This is a genomic window from Chryseobacterium fluminis (genome assembly GCF_026314945.1).
Classification (GTDB): Bacteria; Bacteroidota; Bacteroidia; order Flavobacteriales; family Weeksellaceae; genus Chryseobacterium; species Chryseobacterium fluminis.
Window position 1 is genome coordinate 367,380 of the sequence record NZ_CP111121.1, and the last position, 17,388, is coordinate 384,767.

Here is a 17,388-nt window from a genome sequence, read left to right on the forward strand (position 1 = left end):
AATCTTATCATTACATCCCTGAAATTAACTTTTCAGGGATTTTTTTATGTTTAGTTTTAATTAAAAATCAGATGCCGGATTTCACTAGATTCAACCCATAACCCATAACCCACAACCCATCACTTATTAAAAAATTATTCATATCTTTATGATATCAAAATAATATCATTTTAAATATCATACTATGGAAAAAATCTTAAAACCTATTTCAGGGTACTTGACATTAGTTTTCTGTTTAATACTGTTTGTAGCGTCCGTTTATTTTTTTATAACGGGAATTGACGACAGCATTATCTATGTCGTGTTAGCCATTCTGTGTTTTATCCTTTCCTGCTTTTTCCTGAAAGGATTAATGATTATTCAGCCCAACCATTCAAGGGTTCTGAACTTCTTCGGTAAATACGTAGGAACAGTAAAAGACAACGGATTATTCTTTATTAACCCGCTCTATTCATCACAAAGAATCAGTTTACGTTCAGAAAATCTGCAGGGGCAGACGCTTAAAGTAAATGATAAAATGGGAAATCCAATTGAAATTGCCGTTGTAATGGTCTGGAAAGTTGGAGATACCTATAAAGCAGCATTTGATGTTGAACGGTATTCAGACTTTGTGAGAATGCAGAGTGAGGCGGCAGTACGTCATCTTGCGATGAGCTTTCCGTACGATAACCTGGAAGATGATCATGCACCTATTACATTAAGAGAAGGAGGAGATAAGATTAATGCGATCCTGGAGCAGGAACTGACAGACAGGCTATCGAAGGCAGGAATTATCATCCAGGAAGCAAGAATTTCGCACCTGGCATATGCCTCAGAAATTGCAGGCGCGATGCTTCAGAGACAGCAGGCGACAGCAATTGTCGCGGCGCGAACAAAAATTGTTGAAGGTGCGGTAGGAATGGTGGATTTAGCATTGAAAAAGCTTTCAGAAGAAAATATTGTGGAGCTGGACGATGAAAGAAAAGCAGCGATGGTAAGCAACCTGATGGTCGTTCTTTGCGGTGAAAAAGCAGCACAGCCTATCCTTAATGCCGGAACCCTGTATAATTAACCGGACAGCTATAACAGCTAATTTCCTAATGAATATCCGGCATGATAACAGATGATCATAAGAAAATAATAAAATGAAATCAGAAAAAGCTCAAAACGCTCCCGAAAAAAATGGTAAGAAATCCTTTGTTATAAGGATTGATGAGTCTACCTATAAGCTTCTGGAAAAATGGGCTCATGATGAATTCCGCAGTGTGAACGGACAGATTGAGTATTTGCTTCATCAGCAATTAACAGAGTCAGGAAGAAAGAAAAAAGAATGAATGTATCTCACTCCAGAACGGATATGAAAGAGGCTTCCCCTATAAAAGGAAGCCATAAAAAAAGCAGTGATCAATTTTCACTGCTTTTTTTATATGGATCTATCAATTATTTAGTTAAATATTGTTGTAAAGTAATTACTGATTACCGTCCAGAAATTTTTTCCCAGGAAATAAATAAGTGTTGAAGTAATAATACCCTTTACGGTAAAGAATATAATTCCGCCGATTCCAAATTTCTTAACTAAACTTTTCCATTTAGAATTTTTCTTTTCGTTTACAGGTTCATTAACCGCCTTATTATTTTCCATTCCTGAAATTCAAATCATTACTATACAAAGATAATCATGTTTATAATTAGTCCAAATAAAAAATCTGTTAAAAAAATTAAAATTTTGCAGTTCGTATAATATTTTTATCTTTAGAGAAAACGAAAAGTAAAATTTTTATGTCTAGAAAAACAGAAGATTTCGGAATCGAACAGACCCTCAGAAATCTGGGAATTAAAGATGAAAATAAAGGAACTTCAGTAGGGGGAGAATATTTTGCATCAGGGGAAACAATAGAAAGTTTTTCACCGGTCGACGGTAATCTGATCGCCAAAATAAAAACTTCCGGAGAAAGTGATTATGACCAGGTGATCGGAACCGCTCAGAAAGCATTTCAGGAATTCAGAATGATTCCGGCTCCCAAAAGAGGAGAAATGGTAAGGCAGCTGGGTCAGAAATTAAGACAATATAAAGATGATCTTGGAAAACTTGTTTCTTACGAAATGGGTAAATCCTTACAGGAAGGTCTGGGAGAAGTCCAGGAAATGATCGATATCTGCGACTTTGCCGTAGGCGTTTCCAGGCAGCTGCACGGGTATACGATGCATTCGGAAAGACCGGGACACAGAATGTATGAGCAGTACCATCCGCTTGGCGTGGTGGGAATCATCACGGCATTTAATTTTCCGGTAGCCGTTTGGTCGTGGAATACAGCTTTAGCGTGGATCTGCGGTAATGTAACGATCTGGAAGCCTTCAGAAAAAACACCGCTTTGTGCTCTTGCCTGTCAGAATATCATGAACGAAGTATTGAAGGAGAACAGTCTGCCGGAAGGTATTTCAAGTGTTTTGGTGGCGGATCATCAGATCGGACAGAAATTAGTGGATGATAAAAGAGTTTCTCTTGTTTCTTTTACCGGTTCCACCAGAGTCGGAAGGATGGTTTCTTCTAAAGTGGCTGAAAGATTCGGAAAATCGATCCTTGAACTGGGTGGTAACAATGCCATTATTATTTCTAAAGATGCAGATATAGATATGTCCATCATCGGAGCTGTTTTTGGGGCAGTAGGCACAGCAGGACAGCGATGTACTTCGACAAGAAGACTGATCATTCACGAGAGTGTTTACGAAGAAATTAAAAACAGATTGGTAAAAGCTTACGGTCAGCTGAAAATAGGGAATCCACTTGATGAAAGCAATCATGTAGGGCCTCTAATCGATAAGGCAGCAGTAGAGCAGTATACAGCAGCCATCGAAAAGTGTAAAAAAGAAGGTGGAGAATTCATCGTTGAAGGTGAGGTGTTAAAAGGAGAAGGATATGAATCCGGCTGCTACGTAAGACCGGCCATCGCTGAAGTTGAAAACGCTTATGAAATTGTTCAGCATGAAACTTTTGCGCCTATCTTATATTTAATTAAATACACCACGCTGGAAGAGGCGATCGCCATCCAGAATGATGTCCCTCAGGGATTATCATCAGCAATCATGACACAGAATTTAAGAGAGGCGGAAGTATTCCTTTCTCAAGCAGGATCAGACTGCGGAATTGCCAACGTGAATATCGGAACTTCCGGTGCGGAAATTGGCGGCGCTTTCGGAGGAGAAAAAGAAACAGGCGGGGGCCGGGAATCTGGATCGGATGTCTGGAAATATTATATGAGACGTCAAACCAATACCATAAATTATACAGCTCAACTTCCTTTAGCACAGGGAATTAAGTTTGATCTGTAAAATTCACTTTAAATTATTTCAGATTTAAGAATTTAAAAATTAATAACCGTGAATGTTTAAATCTTTTAATCATTCAATTTTTAAATCAAACACATTTAATTATGGAACAAACAATTGATATAAAAGCTAATAAAGTTAAAGAAACCATAGGAAAACACGTCCTGGCAGACGGTTTCGATTTTGTAATGGATATTGAAAAATCCCACGGATCATGGCTTTATGATAAACTTACTCATAAAGAATATTTAGATATGTTTTCGATGTTCGCTTCGGCATCAGTCGGTTACAATCATCCTTATATTGTTGAAAAATCCGCGTGGCTGGGGAAAATGGCTGTTAACAAGCCTACCTTGGCTGATGTTTATTCCGAAGAATATGCTCATTTTCTGGAAGTCTTTGAAAGAGTCGTCCTTCCTGAAGAGTTACAGTATGCATTTTTTATTGAAGGCGGAACCTTAGGCGTTGAGAATGCGATGAAAGCGTGCTTTGACTGGAAAACACGAAAGAATTTTGAAAAAGGCCTTGATACAGAAGCCGGAATATGCATCCACTTCAGACAGGCTTTTCATGGCAGAAGTGGGTATACTTTAAGCTTAACCAATACTTCAGATCCCAGAAAATATCAGTATTTCCCGATGTTTGAATGGCCGAGGATTCTGAATCCGAAACTGACTTTTCCCCTTACGGAAGAAAACCTTGAAGAAACCATCAGAAATGAAAGGCTGGCATTATTAAATATTGAAGAGGCCATTCTGATGAATCCTGATAAAGTGGCCTGCATCATTATCGAGCCTATTCAGGCTGAAGGCGGAGACAATCATTTCAGGGATGAGTTCTTCTCGGGACTCAGAAAAATCTGTGATCAGCACGATATCCTGTTAATTTTTGACGAAGTACAGACAGGAATCGGAATCACAGGTAAAATGTGGGGCTTTGAACATTTCACGGCAAAGCCGGACATCATTTCCTTTGGCAAAAAGACACAGGTTTGTGGGGTGCTGGCCAATAAAGAAAAATTTGACGAAGTTCCGGACAATGTATTCAGAGAGAGCTCAAGAATAAATTCCACATTTGGAGGCAACTTCATCGATATGCTGCGTTTTCAGCTGGTGATGGAAGTGATCGAAAAAGAAAACCTTGTGGAAAATGCAAGAATTGTAGGAGATTACTTACTGGAAGGGCTGAAGATACTGCAGCAGAAGTATCCTGAAAAACTTTCAAATGCAAGAGGAAGGGGACTGATGTGTGCGATAGATTTACCCACTCATGAACAGCGGAACCTACTGAGAGATGAGCTTTGGAATGACGGCATGATCATCCTGGCTTGCGGAGATCTGTCACTACGTTTCAGACCGCATCTCAATGTTTCACAGGAAGAAATCCAATTGGCTTTGAATAAAATTGAAAATAATATTAATAAAATTTAAAAGTCAATATTTGTAATTTTCAAAAAAACTTTATATATTTAGATACTCAAACGTGATAGAATATGGAAAGAAGTACAAGAGTATCGGTTTTTGAAAGCGATAAGCCTTCAGAAATACAGTTAATCAAATCCAAACTAGACGAGGCACAGATCAGAAATGCGGTCGAGAACAATTATCTTACTTTTACGACCACACCCACGGCAACATCGTTGAAACTAATGGTTAAGTTAGAAGATGAGAAAAAAGCATTCGAAATTATCGACGGCTATCTTCAGCAGAATCAGAACCAATAAAAACAATTTCATAATTTTAAATTTTACTACTTCGAACCGAAAATTAATTTTAATTAATTTTCGGTTTTTTGGTTCAAATATTTTAATCTTACTTATCTAATATTGAAAGATTTAGCAAATTTTGATGCTGAATGCATTTTTAATTCTAAATGATTAATCTTTTAATAAAAATTTTTCACTACAATGAATTCAGAAATTAAACTAAGAAAGGCAGAAAGTCAGGACAGGGACCTGATATGGGAAATTATTCAGCAGGCAATTGAAAGAAGAAGACAGGATGGAAGTACCCAATGGCAGCAGGGATATCCCAATCTTGGTACCGTGGAAACCGACATTGAAAAAGGGTTTGGATATGTCATGACAGTGGATGGTGAAATTGCAGTGTATACTGCTTTAATTCTTAATGATGAACCGGCCTACAGTACCATTGAAGGAGCCTGGTTAAGCAACGGTGAATTTGTTGTTGTCCACAGAGTAGCGGTAGATGAGAAGTTTGCCGGCAGGGGAATGGTGAAAAAATTATTCGATCACATTGAAGATTTTACAAGAGAACAGGGAATACAAAGCATAAAAGTGGATACGAATTTTGACAATTTAGCTATGCTCCGGATTCTCGAAAGTAAAGGATATTCATACTGTGGAGAGGTCTTTCTGGCAGGTGGGATGCGAAAAGCATTTGAGAAGATTATATTTTAACCGAAAGGTTAAATCTATTTTCATTGAATTTTTAAAAGACTATGCATTTATAAACTCTATCGGGTTTGTTCGTTTAGTTCTGAACTAATAATTAGTTTTGCCTAAAATTTGTATACCATGCATAAAAGTATAGAAATTAATGAAAAAATTTTTCAGGATGCCGTAAAATTCTACGGTACCGTTTTCAATATTCCTCCATTAGCTTCAAAAATTTATTCTTACTTACTTTTCGATTACGAGAAAGTCGGGATTACTTTTGATGAATTTGTCGATGTGTTTGCTGCGAGTAAAAGTTCTGTTTCTACCAGTATTTCACTGCTCCTGAATGCCGAACTGATCATTGATCACAATAAAATGGACGAACGAAAGCGTTATTTTTTCATTAATGAGGAATATAAGAAAATAAGATTTGAAAAAATAGTTCAGAAAATGCGGGACGAATTAAAACTGCTGGATGATTTAAACAATTTTAAAAAAGTCCGGGATAATGGATATAATGAAAGAACTGATGCTTATATCGCTCTTTTAAATAAAAATATAATGAATATCGAAGAATCTCTTAATAAACTATAAAATGAACAATAAGCTAGTTATACTTTCTGTTGCAGCGTTTTCACTGACTGCCTGCAAAAAAGAAGCTCCAAAACAGGATGGTCCGAAACCTTATCCTGTAGTAAACGTGGAGGCCAAAAATATAGTGGGATACCAGACTTTTCCGGCTACCATTCAGGGTAGGGTAAACAATGATGTCCGGGCAAAAATACAGGGATATATTACACAGGTTTTAGTGGATGAAGGACAATATGTTACGAAGGGTCAGCCTTTATTCCGTTTAGAAACCAATATCTTAACTGAAAATGCTGCTGCTTCCAAAGCCGGAATCGGTGCGGCAGAATCCAATATATCTGCAGCTCAGGCCGCGGTGAATGCGGCCAATGTAGAAGTAAATAAGCTGAAACCTCTGGTTCAGAAAAATATCATCAGCAATGTACAATTACAGACTGCTCAGGCAAATCTGGCTCAGGCCCAGGCTCAGCTGCAGCAGGCCGTTGCTGCCAAAAGACAGGCGGTGGCTAATTATAAAGGAGTAGAAGCAAATATTGATTATTCCGTGATCCGTGCTCCTATTTCAGGAGTGATCGGAAAACTTCCTCTGAAAGTGGGAAGTTTGGTAGGACCTACTGACCAGACCGCTTTGACGACTATTTCGGATACATCTCAGTTATACGCTTATTTTTCAATGAATGAGAAAGAATATTTTGATTTTCTTGAAAAATCTCCGGGCGCTACATTACCGGAAAAGATCAAAAATCTTCCCATGGTAGAATTAGAACTGGCCAATGGAAGTATTTATGCTGAGAAAGGCCGAGTGGAAGCTATTACGGGACAGATTGACAATACAACGGGAACCATCCAGTTCAGGGTAGGCTTCTCAAATCCACAGAGACTCTTAAGTAACGGAAACAGCGGCTCGATCAGACTTCCGAAATCTTATGACAATGTTCTGGTGGTGCCGGAAAGTGCGACCTATGAGCAGCAAGGAATCGTGTACGTCTATAAAGTGGATAAGGATACCGCGAAAAATGTGGTCGTTAACGTGATCGACAGAATCGATAATATGGCTTTATTAAAATCAGGAGTCAATAAAGGGGAAACCATTATTGCTGCAGGAATCGGAGGTTTAAAGCCCGGTACTGCCGTGAAGCCTAAACCTGTGAAAATGGATAGTCTTGTTCAATCTATAAAACCGAAATTCTAAAATGATTAAAAATTTTATAAACCGACCGGTTTTATCCACGGTAATCTCAATTCTGATTGTGATTCTCGGGGTTTTAGGACTTATCTCGCTGCCGGTCACCCAATACCCTGATATTGCACCGCCCACGGTAAGTGTTTCCACAAGTTACACGGGTGCGAATGCGGAAACGGTGATGAAGAGTGTTGTTGTGCCTTTGGAAGAGCAGATCAATGGTGTGGAAGGTATGGATTACATAACTTCTTCGGCCGGAAATGACGGCTCTGCACAGATTCAGGTATTCTTTAAACAGGGGATCGATCCGGATATTGCTGCTGTAAACGTACAGAACCGTGTCGCCAGAGCGACGCCGCTATTACCGAGTGAAGTGACCCGTTCCGGGGTAGTCACCCAGAAGCAGCAGACGAGTGCCCTGATGTATATGTCTTTCTATTCTGAAAACAAAGATTTAGATGATGTATATCTTCAGAACTTTTTGAATATCAACGTTATTCCTAATCTGAAAAGAATTAACGGGGTGGGTGATGCCAACGTTTTCGGAGGTAAAAACTATTCCATGAGAATCTGGCTGGACCCTGCCAAAATGGCGGCCTACAGTGTAACCCCGGCTGACGTTACCAATGCCATCAATGAGCAGAGCAGGGAAGCGGCCGCAGGATCTATCGGACAGAATAGCGGAAGCTCATTTGAATATATCATCAAATATGTAGGTAAATTCAATGATAAGGAACAATACGACAATATCATCATTAAATCTCTTGCAGACGGACAGAACCTCATGCTGAAGGATGTGGCCAAAGTGGAGCTGGCAGGCCAGTCCTACACAGGGATCGGAGAAAACGGAAACAGCCCGTCAATCAGTATGGGGATCTTTCAGACGCCGGGATCCAATGCCCAGGAGATTATTAAAAATATCAAAACTTACCTTAAATCAGCAGAGGGAAGCTTTCCTGAAGGAATAAAATATACTTTTAACTTTGATACCAATGAATTCCTGGATGCATCGATTGAGAAGGTAGTTCATACTTTAATTGAAGCATTTATCCTGGTATTTATCGTGGTGTTTATCTTCCTACAGGATTTCAGATCCACCCTGATCCCGGCGATAGCGGTTCCGGTATCGATTGTGGGTACTTTCTTCTTCCTGAATTTATTTGGGTATTCATTAAACTTATTGACTTTATTCGCCCTGGTACTGGCGATCGGTATTGTGGTGGATGACGCCATTGTCGTCGTAGAAGCAGTACATGCCAAGATGGAGCATGGTATTGCTGATCCTAAAAAAGCAACGGTAGAGGCAATGGACGAAATTACGGGAGCGATTATCTCCATTACGCTGGTAATGGCTGCGGTATTCGTGCCGGTAACATTTATTACAGGGCCTACGGGAGTATTTTATCAGCAGTTTGGTATCACGCTGATCATTGCGATCATCATTTCTGCTATTAACGCTTTGACGCTGAGCCCGGTGTTATGTTCTCTTTTCCTGAAACCTCATGATGCTCATCATGCCGAGTATAAAAACCTGAATATTCTTCAGAAATTCTTCTACAAGTTCAATATTGCTTTTAAAACAGCCACGGAACGTTACGGAAGAGGATTTGTATTTTTGCTGAGACATAAATGGGTAACCTTAATCATCTTTGCGGTTACGGGAGGAATTTTATTCTGGGCAAGCACCACGATGAAAAAAGGTTTTGTGCCTACGGAAGACAGAGGTATTATCTTTACCGATGTTCAGCTTCCTCCGGGTGCTTCTATGGAAAGAACCTATAATGCCCTGAAAACGCTTCAGGCGAATGCTTTAAAAGTTCCGGGAGTACAGAATGTTACTATTTCCACAGGGAGAGGATTCCTTTCAGGAAACGGAAGTAATAACGGTCTTGCATTTATCAAGCTGAAACCTTTTGATGAGAGAAAAGACGGCGGACAGACTTCTGAAGATATTACCAAGAACTTATTTGGTATTTCAGGGAAGGTTCCTGATGCAAAGGTTGTATTCTTTCAGCCGCCAAGTGTACCGGGCTTCGGGAACAGTGCCGGTTTTGAGATGGTACTGCTTGATAAGTCGGGAGGTGAATATTCAGCTTTGGATGATAAAACCAATGAGTTCATCGGAAAGCTGATGCAGCGGCCGGAAATTGAGTTTGCCCAAAGTTCGTTCAATACAAAATATCCTCAGTACGAAATGCAGGTGAATGTACCGCTGGCGAAGCAAATGGGTGTTTCAGTAAGCGATATCCTTTCAACCATGCAGGGATACATCGGAGGGGTTTATACCGCTGACTTTACAAAATACGGAAAACAGTTCAGGGTAATGGTTCAGGCTCTTCCTGAAAACAGACAGAATATCGAGAACCTGAATGAGTTGTATGTGAGAACAGGCTCAGGAGCGATGTCACCGATTTCGCAGTTTGTATCTATGAAAAAAGCATACGGACCTCAGGCAGTAAGCCGTTATAACCTGTTTACTTCAGTGAAAATTACAGGAGCTAACTCTGCGGGATACAGTTCCGGAGACGCCATTACAGCCGTACAGCAGGTGGCACAGGAAACCCTGAATCAGAATTATGATGTCGAGTTTACGGGATTAACCAGAGAAGAATTGAGCTCAGGCTCACAGACGCTTCTAATCTTTGGTTTAAGTTTGATCTTTGTGTACTTTATCCTTTCTGCCCAGTATGAAAGTTATATTCTTCCGCTGGTGGTGGTTATCTCACTTCCTTTAGGGGTGATGGGAGCTTATTTCGGACAGAAAATCATGGGTCTGGAAAACAATATTTATTTCCAGATTGCCCTGATTATGTTGGTGGGATTATTGGCTAAAAATGCCATTCTGATCATTGAATTTGCGGTCCAAAGGAGACATCACGGTGAAACCATTGTCATGTCTGCCATTAATGCTGCAAAAGCGAGATTAAGACCGATTCTGATGACTTCGTTTGCGTTCATCTTCGGTTTATTACCACTCGTTCTGGCAAGCGGAATCGGTGCGGTAGGTAACAGATCCATCGCAACGGGAGCCGCCATAGGATTATTGATAGGAACCATTTTAGGATTATTTGTCATTCCTGTTCTCTATGTCATTTTTGAATACTTACAGGAAAAAGTAAAACCTCTTAAAAAAGAAGAAATCAACCTAGCAGAATAAAATTAAAGTGAAAGAAGCCGGAACTCACAAATCAGATTAGTCTGGTTAAACCGAGTTCCGATTTCTGAACGCTAACTTCTAATACTATAAAATGAAGAGTTTATTAAACATCATAAAAGGAATCACTTTTTCTGTCGCCCTTCTTGCAGCCGTATCGTCATGTATGGCAAGAAAAGAATATGAAAGGCCGAAGAATGTTGTGGACGAAAAGCTGTTCCGTACCGATATGCTTCCTTCGGACAGCACCAGTATTGCCAATATTTCCTGGAAAGAGATTTTTACAGACCCTATTCTCCAGGGTCATATCAATAAAGCGTTAAACAACAATCTTGATATAAGAATTGCCCTGCAGAGCATTAATTCTGCAGAAGCTTATTTAAAGCAGAGTAGAGCTGCCTACCAGCCGACCTTAGCGGTAGGCCCGAACTATACGTTTCAGACGCAGTCTATCAATACGCAGTTCGGACAGATCATTGGAGAAAGACGATATGTTAACCAATTTGATATTACAGCCAGTCTTGCCTGGGAGGCAGATATCTGGGGCAAACTGAAAGCACAGGAAAAAGCGCAGCTGGCTTCTTATTTAGGAACAGTAGCAGCGCATAAAGCGGTAAAAAGCGATTTGGTCGCATCTATTGCTACTTCTTATTATCAGCTGCTGACTTACGATGCCCAAAAGAGGATTATTCAGGAGACCATTAAAGTCCGTGAAAAGAATCTGGAGACCAATCAGGCACTGAAAATTGCAGGTACCGTAACTGAAGTTGCCGTTCAGCAGAGTGAAGCTCTTGTGCTGAATGCAAAATCTCTGTTAATAGACATTGATACCCAGATCCAGCTGCTGGAGAATACAATGAGTATGCTGATGGGAGAGTCTTCCCACTCTATTGAAAGATCTACCCTGGAATCCCAGAACGTACCGATAGATCTCAAATTAGGATATCCTGCCCAGCTGCTGGCCAACAGGCCGGATGTTATGGAAGCTGAGTATAACCTGATGAATGCTTTTGAATTAACAAATTCGGCAAAAGCCCAGTTTTATCCAACCCTAAAACTTACCGGAAGCGGAGGTTTCCAGTCGGTGGATATAGACCATCTATTCAGCGTGAACTCTTTGTTTGCAACAGTTGTTGGTGGTCTGGCTCAGCCTATTCTGAATAGAAGAGCAATCCAGACAAATTACGACGTGAGCCTGGCTAATAAGGAAACTGCTTATCTTAATTTCAGAAAAACAGTTCTTACAGCCGGAAAAGAAGTGTCTGATGCCATCAGGGTTTTCTCTGTACAGGATCAGTATATTGACTTAAAACAGAGAGAGCTGAATGCATACAAAAATTCTGTAGACTACTCCCAGGAGTTGGTAAATTATGGAATGGCCAATTATCTTGAAGTCTTAAATGCAAGTGTCAATTCATTGAATGCAGAACTGAATATCGCCAATGCGGAATACAGCAAAATGAAAGCTGCCGTAGAGCTTTACCAGGCTTTAGGAGGAGGCTGGAAATAATCTTCTCCAACGATAACCTAACAAAAACGGATGCCGGCAAGCATCCGTTTTTTTATTTAAGAATAATGTATGCACGTTATATTATTGAAAGTAGGGTTTACCTTGTCAGGCAGGAGAAAATTCTAATCTCATGATCTCCGTCACAGCAGGAAAATGGAATAATACGATCAAATCCCGTCGTGTGAAAAAAATCCTACCAATTCTCAATAAAAAATAAATTTTTACAGCTCAATATTATTTATGGCATAATAATTGAAGTAATAAAAATACCAATCACTACAATATTTACATGAAAAAATAAATCCTCATTTAACAGTGGGGATTTTTCATTTGGAAAACATACGATAAAAATCAGATATACAATTCTCAGTCAAGGTTGGATACTTTATGATTGTAAAATATAAATACAACCGGACTTGTACACGGTGAGAGTTTTAAATTCGGACAAAAAAAAGACTATCAAAATGATTAGATAGTCTTTATTTGTTATAATTGTTATTACTTCTTTTCTCCTTTCCAGGATCCTGATCTGTCCGGATTGGGAATTGAGTTTACCCAGCTGCCATCAGCTTTTTTCTCCGTAGTCAATGTTCCGCGAAAAGTTCCGTCAGAAGGCAACCCGATCGAACCGGTAAGCTCACCTGTTGTTGAAACGTTTCCTGAAATGTTATAGTTTTCGTCATTAACGTCAGAATGCATCGTCCCTTTAACTTTTCCATCACTGGCAACTACAAAATTCCATATTCCTTTATCGCTTCCTTCATAGGTTCCGGACCATGTTCCAACATAGTCGTAAATGGTATCATCATCAGAGCTGCAGCCAATACATAAAAAAGCAGTCAGTAAGAGTAAAAAAAATTTCTTCATAGTTTTATAAAATCAGTTGATGTTAAATTTTGAATTTCGCAAATATATAATTTTAATTTAATCTGTTTATCTTTTTGCAATGGTTATTTGTGTCAGTTTATAAAATTTTTCTGTTTTCTCCTATTTATAATGAAATTAATAATCTTATTATTTCCGATTTTTATTATCCCATAAATATCCTATTTTTGAAATCCAAATATTCTGAATGAAGACCATACCGATAAAGATGCTAACCTTGCTTCCCGGCCTTGTATTTTTCTGCAATATCAATGCACAGGACAAAGAGCTTAAAGATTTTACAAAAATCCTAACGGATTTCAATGAATGCCGTTACAGGAATGAGTGCGTTAAGGATGGTAAAGTATGGCATGAAAATATCGCCGCTTCTTTCAGGAAACTGATTTTGACTGATACTGATGAAATATTTAAAGAGTCTTATAATGATGTTTACAGAAAATACAGTATTGATTCGAAAAAGATTATTTATAGAGCTGATTTCAGCAACAATGGTAAAAGCTTTTCGGCTTACAGTTATAAAAGCGACCATGCCAACAGATATTTCGTTGTCGATCATTCACTTGATACGGTCGTCTACAGCAGTGGGAATAGTGTAATTTTTGTAGATGGCATATTTGCTGTTGATGAGCAGCATTATCTGATTATTCAAAATTCTTCGGACAGTAAATCAGCTTCGGTCTATATTCTGACCAAGGATAAAAAATGGGAAAATGCGAAAGCTTTCCGTGGAGAAGGCTTCGGAATGACCATGAGTGAGCCCTATCATACCAAAACTTTCGGAGAAGAGAGAAAATATTTTGAACTGGATTACAGAACAGCAATGACTTATCCTGCAGAGTCCCGGAAAATATTCTTTAATCCGGAGACTAAAATTCTATCTTACCGGCAGTACTCTGATGAAACTCATTATAAAGTGATTTCATCCGAATGGAAAAATAAAAGGTTTGATATTGACGACTTTACCTATGAAGACCCTATGAAAACCCGAATTAATCTCAAAATAAATTGATAAATTCAAATAAGATTTCTATATTTGCAACGCATTAGGGGAATTAGCTCATCTGGCTAGAGCGTTAGACTGGCAGTCTAAAGGTGACGGGTTCGATCCCCGTATTCTCCACTCAGTCTTATAACGTGCTGATATTAGTAGTTTTAATTTTTTACAACTACCATATGAGTAAAAAATGAGTAAAATTTTTCACTCTTGCCCAAGTGTTCACGATCAATAATTGTGATATGAAAAATTTCGAAGTTAAAATTTTTATACCATCGAATCCTAACGATCGATGGTATATTTACGTTTATGACAATCTTTCTCAAAAAATTATACACAAGACATAGGATCATGAACAAAAGTTGGGGACTATGCAAAAAGTTGAGAGAGTCTGAACAGGAAAAATGCTTTGTCTTTTACTCCTCGAAGCTGTAATCTGAAGTTTTTAATTTTAGCATTGAAAATTCATTGTCAGAATAGCCTCATCTGAATATAGATTACCGTATTTTAATACACCCTTAATAAATCGGGATGACTTTACCATTAATATATAAATTTATATATTTGTTTGGAATTATCACCTTTATTACCAATCAGAAGGATATGAAAACGGGAGTATTTGAACATCAATTAAAAATAAAGCAGCAGTTTTTTTTACTGATTATCTCTTTACTGATTATTTCCTGCGGAAGTTCAAAACATGTTGTCACTAAGAAAAATGCGGGAAAAACCATCGCCAAAACAGAAAACCTTCGTAAACTTGATTCTAAATTTAATGGTAAAGTCTCACGATCTGTCGCTGATATTTTAAAAGACGCAGAAAAATATTTGGGAGCCCCTTATAAATTTGGGGGGAACACATCTTCAGGATTCGACTGTTCCGGGTTTACGGTAAAAGTTTTTGGAGAAAATGATCTCCAGCTTCCCAGAAGATCTTCTGATCAGGCTGACGCCGGAAATAAAATCGATATAAAAGAGGTAAAACCCGGCGATCTTTTATTTTTTGCCACATCCGGAGGAAGCAGAATTTCGCATGTAGGAATTGTACATGATATCGGAAACGATGGTGAAGTAAAATTCATTCATGCCTCCACGACCAAAGGGGTTATTATTTCTTCCCTAAACGAAAAATACTGGAACAAAGCTTATCTTCACGCACAAAGAGTTTTATAGCGGGTCATATTTTCAATGGTCCACAGAGGTCAGGCTGCTTTTCATTACGATCGCGGATCCGGCAATCTCATTGGTAACACAAGTATGGCGGTTGATTTAAATCATTTCAACATCTCCGATTTCAAAATGTTTTGCTGAACTTTTTTGTATCTTTGGCGCGAATAATTTTAAACTAGAAAGATGTCGTTACAACAAACAATTGAAAATATCTGGGACAACAGAGAATTATTGCAGAATGAAGACAGCCAGAAAGCGATCAGAGAAGTAATTTCTTTGGTTGACAAAGGTGAACTTCGTACCGCAGAACCTACTGAAAACGGATGGCAGGTAAATGAATGGGTAAAAAAAGCGGTGGTCATGTATTTTCCGATCCAGAAAATGGAAACGATCGAAGTAGGTCCGTTCGAATTTCATGATAAAATGCCTCTAAAGAAAAATTATGCTGAAAAAGGGGTGAGAGTTGTACCGCATGCCGTGGCAAGAGAAGGAGCTTACATTGCGCCGGGCGTTATTATGATGCCTTCTTATGTCAATATCGGGGCTTATGTAGATTCCGGAACGATGGTAGATACATGGGCGACAGTAGGAAGCTGTGCTCAGATCGGTAAAAACGTTCATTTGAGCGGAGGTGTTGGAATCGGTGGAGTATTAGAACCTCTTCAGGCTGCTCCCGTAATTATCGAGGATGATTGCTTTATCGGATCAAGATGTATCGTTGTAGAGGGAGTACACGTAGAAAAAGAAGCCGTATTGGGTGCCAATGTTGTACTAACTGCTTCCACTAAAATTATTGATGTAACCGGAGATACTCCTGTGGAAATCAAAGGAAGAGTTCCTGCCCGTTCGGTAGTAATCCCGGGAAGTTATACGAAACAGTATCCTGCCGGAGAATATCAGGTTCCGTGTGCTTTGATCATCGGTCAGAGAAAGGAGTCTACCGATAAAAAAACATCGCTAAATGATGCATTGAGGGAGAATAATGTTGCTGTTTAAGATTACTATTTTAAACTAAAACCTACCATCTTGAAAGAAAAATTTCTTAGAATACTTTTAAACCCTAAATATATATTTGGGGTTTATCTTATTATATCAGTGGTTACTGCCATTTCCAAATACTTAAGAGGTGACTACGCGATTAATAATTATCTGATTTTTAAAAATGTATTTTTTAACACGGTCAGTCAGAAAAATTTATTTATTCATTACCCCGATCTCTATTTTGATCTTAACCACTACGGTGTTTTTTTCAGTGCGCTGATTGCTCCTTTTGCTTTAATGCCGGATTGGCTGGGTATTTCTCTGTGGAACGTTGCCAATACTTTTATCTTTGTGTATGGAATTTATAAACTTCCGTTCTCAGATTCAAAAAAGGCGGTTTTCGGGCTGCTTTGTCTTCAGGAATACATTACAGCAGCTTTAAGTTTACAGTTTAATGTTGCTTTAACAGGTCTTTTATTACTGTCAGCAACTTTCATTTACGAAAGAAAAGAAGTACAGTCCGCCACCGCGATTTTAATAGGAGTATTTGTGAAAATCTACGGAATTGTAGGGCTTACCCAGTTTTTATTCATTAAAAACAAGGCGAAATTTATTCTTTCCGGATTAGTGATTGCCGTTATATTCTTTGCACTTCCGATGGCGTACTCAAGCCCCGCATTCGTTATTCAGAGCTACACAGACTGGTTCCAGTCTATCGTTGAAAAAAACAGTGAGAACCAGGTGTTGGGAAATATGCAGGACATTTCACTGATGGGATTTTTCAGAAGAATTTTAGGAGATGCATCGATTTCAAATCTTGTATTTTTAGCAGTGGGTTTACCGTTATTTGCAGCACCCTACATCAGGATCGGACAATATAAGCATTATGCATTTCAGCTGATGATTTTAGCTTCTTCATTACTGTTTTTAGTATTGTTCAGCTCAAGTTCAGAATCTCCGACCTATATCATTGCCGTTGTTGGCGTTTTGATCTGGTTTTTCCTCCAGAAGGAAAGAACCCCGGTTATTATCGGACTGTTGGTTTTCGTAATGATATTTACCTGTTTCTCAACCTCAGACCTTTTTCCGAAATTTGTGAAGGAAAACTACATTATCAAATATTCTCTGAAAGCGGTACCTTGCATCATCGTATGGCTCAGGGTTACCTATGAACTGTTAACCGGAGATTTTGAAAAAAATTATAGCCTGAATTCATAAA

At 38.8% G+C, this 17,388-nt stretch carries 16 protein-coding genes and 1 tRNA gene; 15 read left to right on the forward strand and 2 right to left on the reverse strand.

The features are described from left to right. Window positions 1-184: 184 nt before the first annotated feature. Together ODZ84_RS01635 and ODZ84_RS01640 are read left to right on the forward strand one after the other, a co-directional pair. The gene (locus ODZ84_RS01635) at window positions 185-1,051 is read left to right on the forward strand and encodes an SPFH domain-containing protein (RefSeq protein WP_266175278.1); all 867 of its coding nucleotides are present in this window, start codon (window positions 185-187) and stop codon (window positions 1,049-1,051) included. Between the two features lie 73 nt (window positions 1,052-1,124). Further along, window positions 1,125-1,313, forward strand: a complete 189-nt coding sequence (locus ODZ84_RS01640) for an Arc family DNA binding domain-containing protein (protein WP_266175279.1) — start codon at window positions 1,125-1,127, stop codon at window positions 1,311-1,313. A 110-nt stretch (window positions 1,314-1,423) separates the two neighbouring features. Here ODZ84_RS01640 and ODZ84_RS01645 read toward each other — a convergent pair whose 3' ends face one another. Beyond that, window positions 1,424-1,621, reverse strand: a complete 198-nt coding sequence (locus ODZ84_RS01645) for a hypothetical protein (protein ID WP_266175280.1) — start codon at window positions 1,619-1,621, stop codon at window positions 1,424-1,426. 137 nt (window positions 1,622-1,758) lie between these two features. Here ODZ84_RS01645 and amaB point away from each other — a divergent pair, with 137 nt between their 5' ends. The 8 genes from amaB (at window position 1,759) to ODZ84_RS01685 (ending at window position 12,139) form a co-directional block, all read left to right on the forward strand. Continuing rightward, window positions 1,759-3,309 (forward strand): L-piperidine-6-carboxylate dehydrogenase, encoded by a 1,551-nt coding sequence (gene amaB, locus ODZ84_RS01650; protein ID WP_266175281.1) that lies wholly within the window; start codon window positions 1,759-1,761, stop codon window positions 3,307-3,309. 101 nt (window positions 3,310-3,410) lie between these two features. Next, complete coding sequence (gene lat / locus ODZ84_RS01655; RefSeq protein ID WP_266175282.1) at window positions 3,411-4,736, forward strand: L-lysine 6-transaminase; 1,326 nt, start codon at window positions 3,411-3,413, stop codon at window positions 4,734-4,736. A gap of 62 nt (window positions 4,737-4,798) precedes the next feature. Beyond that, complete coding sequence (locus ODZ84_RS01660) at window positions 4,799-5,029, forward strand: DUF2007 domain-containing protein (protein WP_266175283.1); 231 nt, start codon at window positions 4,799-4,801, stop codon at window positions 5,027-5,029. Window positions 5,030-5,212: 183 nt separating this feature from the next. Further along, window positions 5,213-5,725 carry a GNAT family N-acetyltransferase gene (locus tag ODZ84_RS01665; protein ID WP_266175284.1) on the forward strand — a complete coding sequence of 171 codons (513 nt, stop codon included), beginning with the start codon at window positions 5,213-5,215 and terminating at the stop codon, window positions 5,723-5,725. 117 nt (window positions 5,726-5,842) lie between these two features. Then, window positions 5,843-6,298 carry a transcriptional regulator gene (locus ODZ84_RS01670; protein ID WP_266175285.1) on the forward strand — a complete coding sequence of 152 codons (456 nt, stop codon included), beginning with the start codon at window positions 5,843-5,845 and terminating at the stop codon, window positions 6,296-6,298. A gap of 1 nt (window position 6,299) precedes the next feature. Further along, window positions 6,300-7,484, forward strand: a complete 1,185-nt coding sequence (locus tag ODZ84_RS01675) for an efflux RND transporter periplasmic adaptor subunit (RefSeq protein WP_266175286.1) — start codon at window positions 6,300-6,302, stop codon at window positions 7,482-7,484. A 1-nt stretch (window position 7,485) separates the two neighbouring features. Continuing rightward, complete coding sequence (locus ODZ84_RS01680; RefSeq protein WP_266175287.1) at window positions 7,486-10,632, forward strand: efflux RND transporter permease subunit; 3,147 nt, start codon at window positions 7,486-7,488, stop codon at window positions 10,630-10,632. Between the two features lie 91 nt (window positions 10,633-10,723). Continuing rightward, the gene (locus tag ODZ84_RS01685; protein ID WP_266175288.1) at window positions 10,724-12,139 is read left to right on the forward strand and encodes an efflux transporter outer membrane subunit; all 1,416 of its coding nucleotides are present in this window, start codon (window positions 10,724-10,726) and stop codon (window positions 12,137-12,139) included. 498 nt (window positions 12,140-12,637) lie between these two features. Here ODZ84_RS01685 and ODZ84_RS01690 read toward each other — a convergent pair whose 3' ends face one another. After that, a complete protein-coding gene (locus tag ODZ84_RS01690) occupies window positions 12,638-13,006 on the reverse strand; it encodes a hypothetical protein (protein WP_266175289.1) in 369 nt (122 codons plus the stop codon). Window positions 13,007-13,211: 205 nt separating this feature from the next. On the opposite strand from ODZ84_RS01690, the gene ODZ84_RS01695 reads away from it, so the two are divergent. From ODZ84_RS01695 to ODZ84_RS01715, 5 genes are all read left to right on the forward strand, one after another. Further along, entirely contained in the window at window positions 13,212-14,033 is an 822-nt protein-coding gene (locus ODZ84_RS01695; protein WP_266175290.1) for a hypothetical protein, read from the forward strand. A 37-nt stretch (window positions 14,034-14,070) separates the two neighbouring features. After that, a tRNA-Ala gene (locus ODZ84_RS01700) sits at window positions 14,071-14,144 on the forward strand. A 477-nt stretch (window positions 14,145-14,621) separates the two neighbouring features. Beyond that, the gene (locus tag ODZ84_RS01705) at window positions 14,622-15,191 is read left to right on the forward strand and encodes a C40 family peptidase (RefSeq protein WP_266177441.1); all 570 of its coding nucleotides are present in this window, start codon (window positions 14,622-14,624) and stop codon (window positions 15,189-15,191) included. A gap of 180 nt (window positions 15,192-15,371) precedes the next feature. Further along, entirely contained in the window at window positions 15,372-16,184 is an 813-nt protein-coding gene (locus tag ODZ84_RS01710; protein WP_266175291.1) for a 2,3,4,5-tetrahydropyridine-2,6-dicarboxylate N-succinyltransferase, read from the forward strand. Window positions 16,185-16,214: 30 nt separating this feature from the next. Further along, a complete protein-coding gene (locus ODZ84_RS01715; RefSeq protein ID WP_266175292.1) occupies window positions 16,215-17,387 on the forward strand; it encodes a glycosyltransferase family 87 protein in 1,173 nt (390 codons plus the stop codon). Window position 17,388 lies beyond the last annotated feature (1 nt).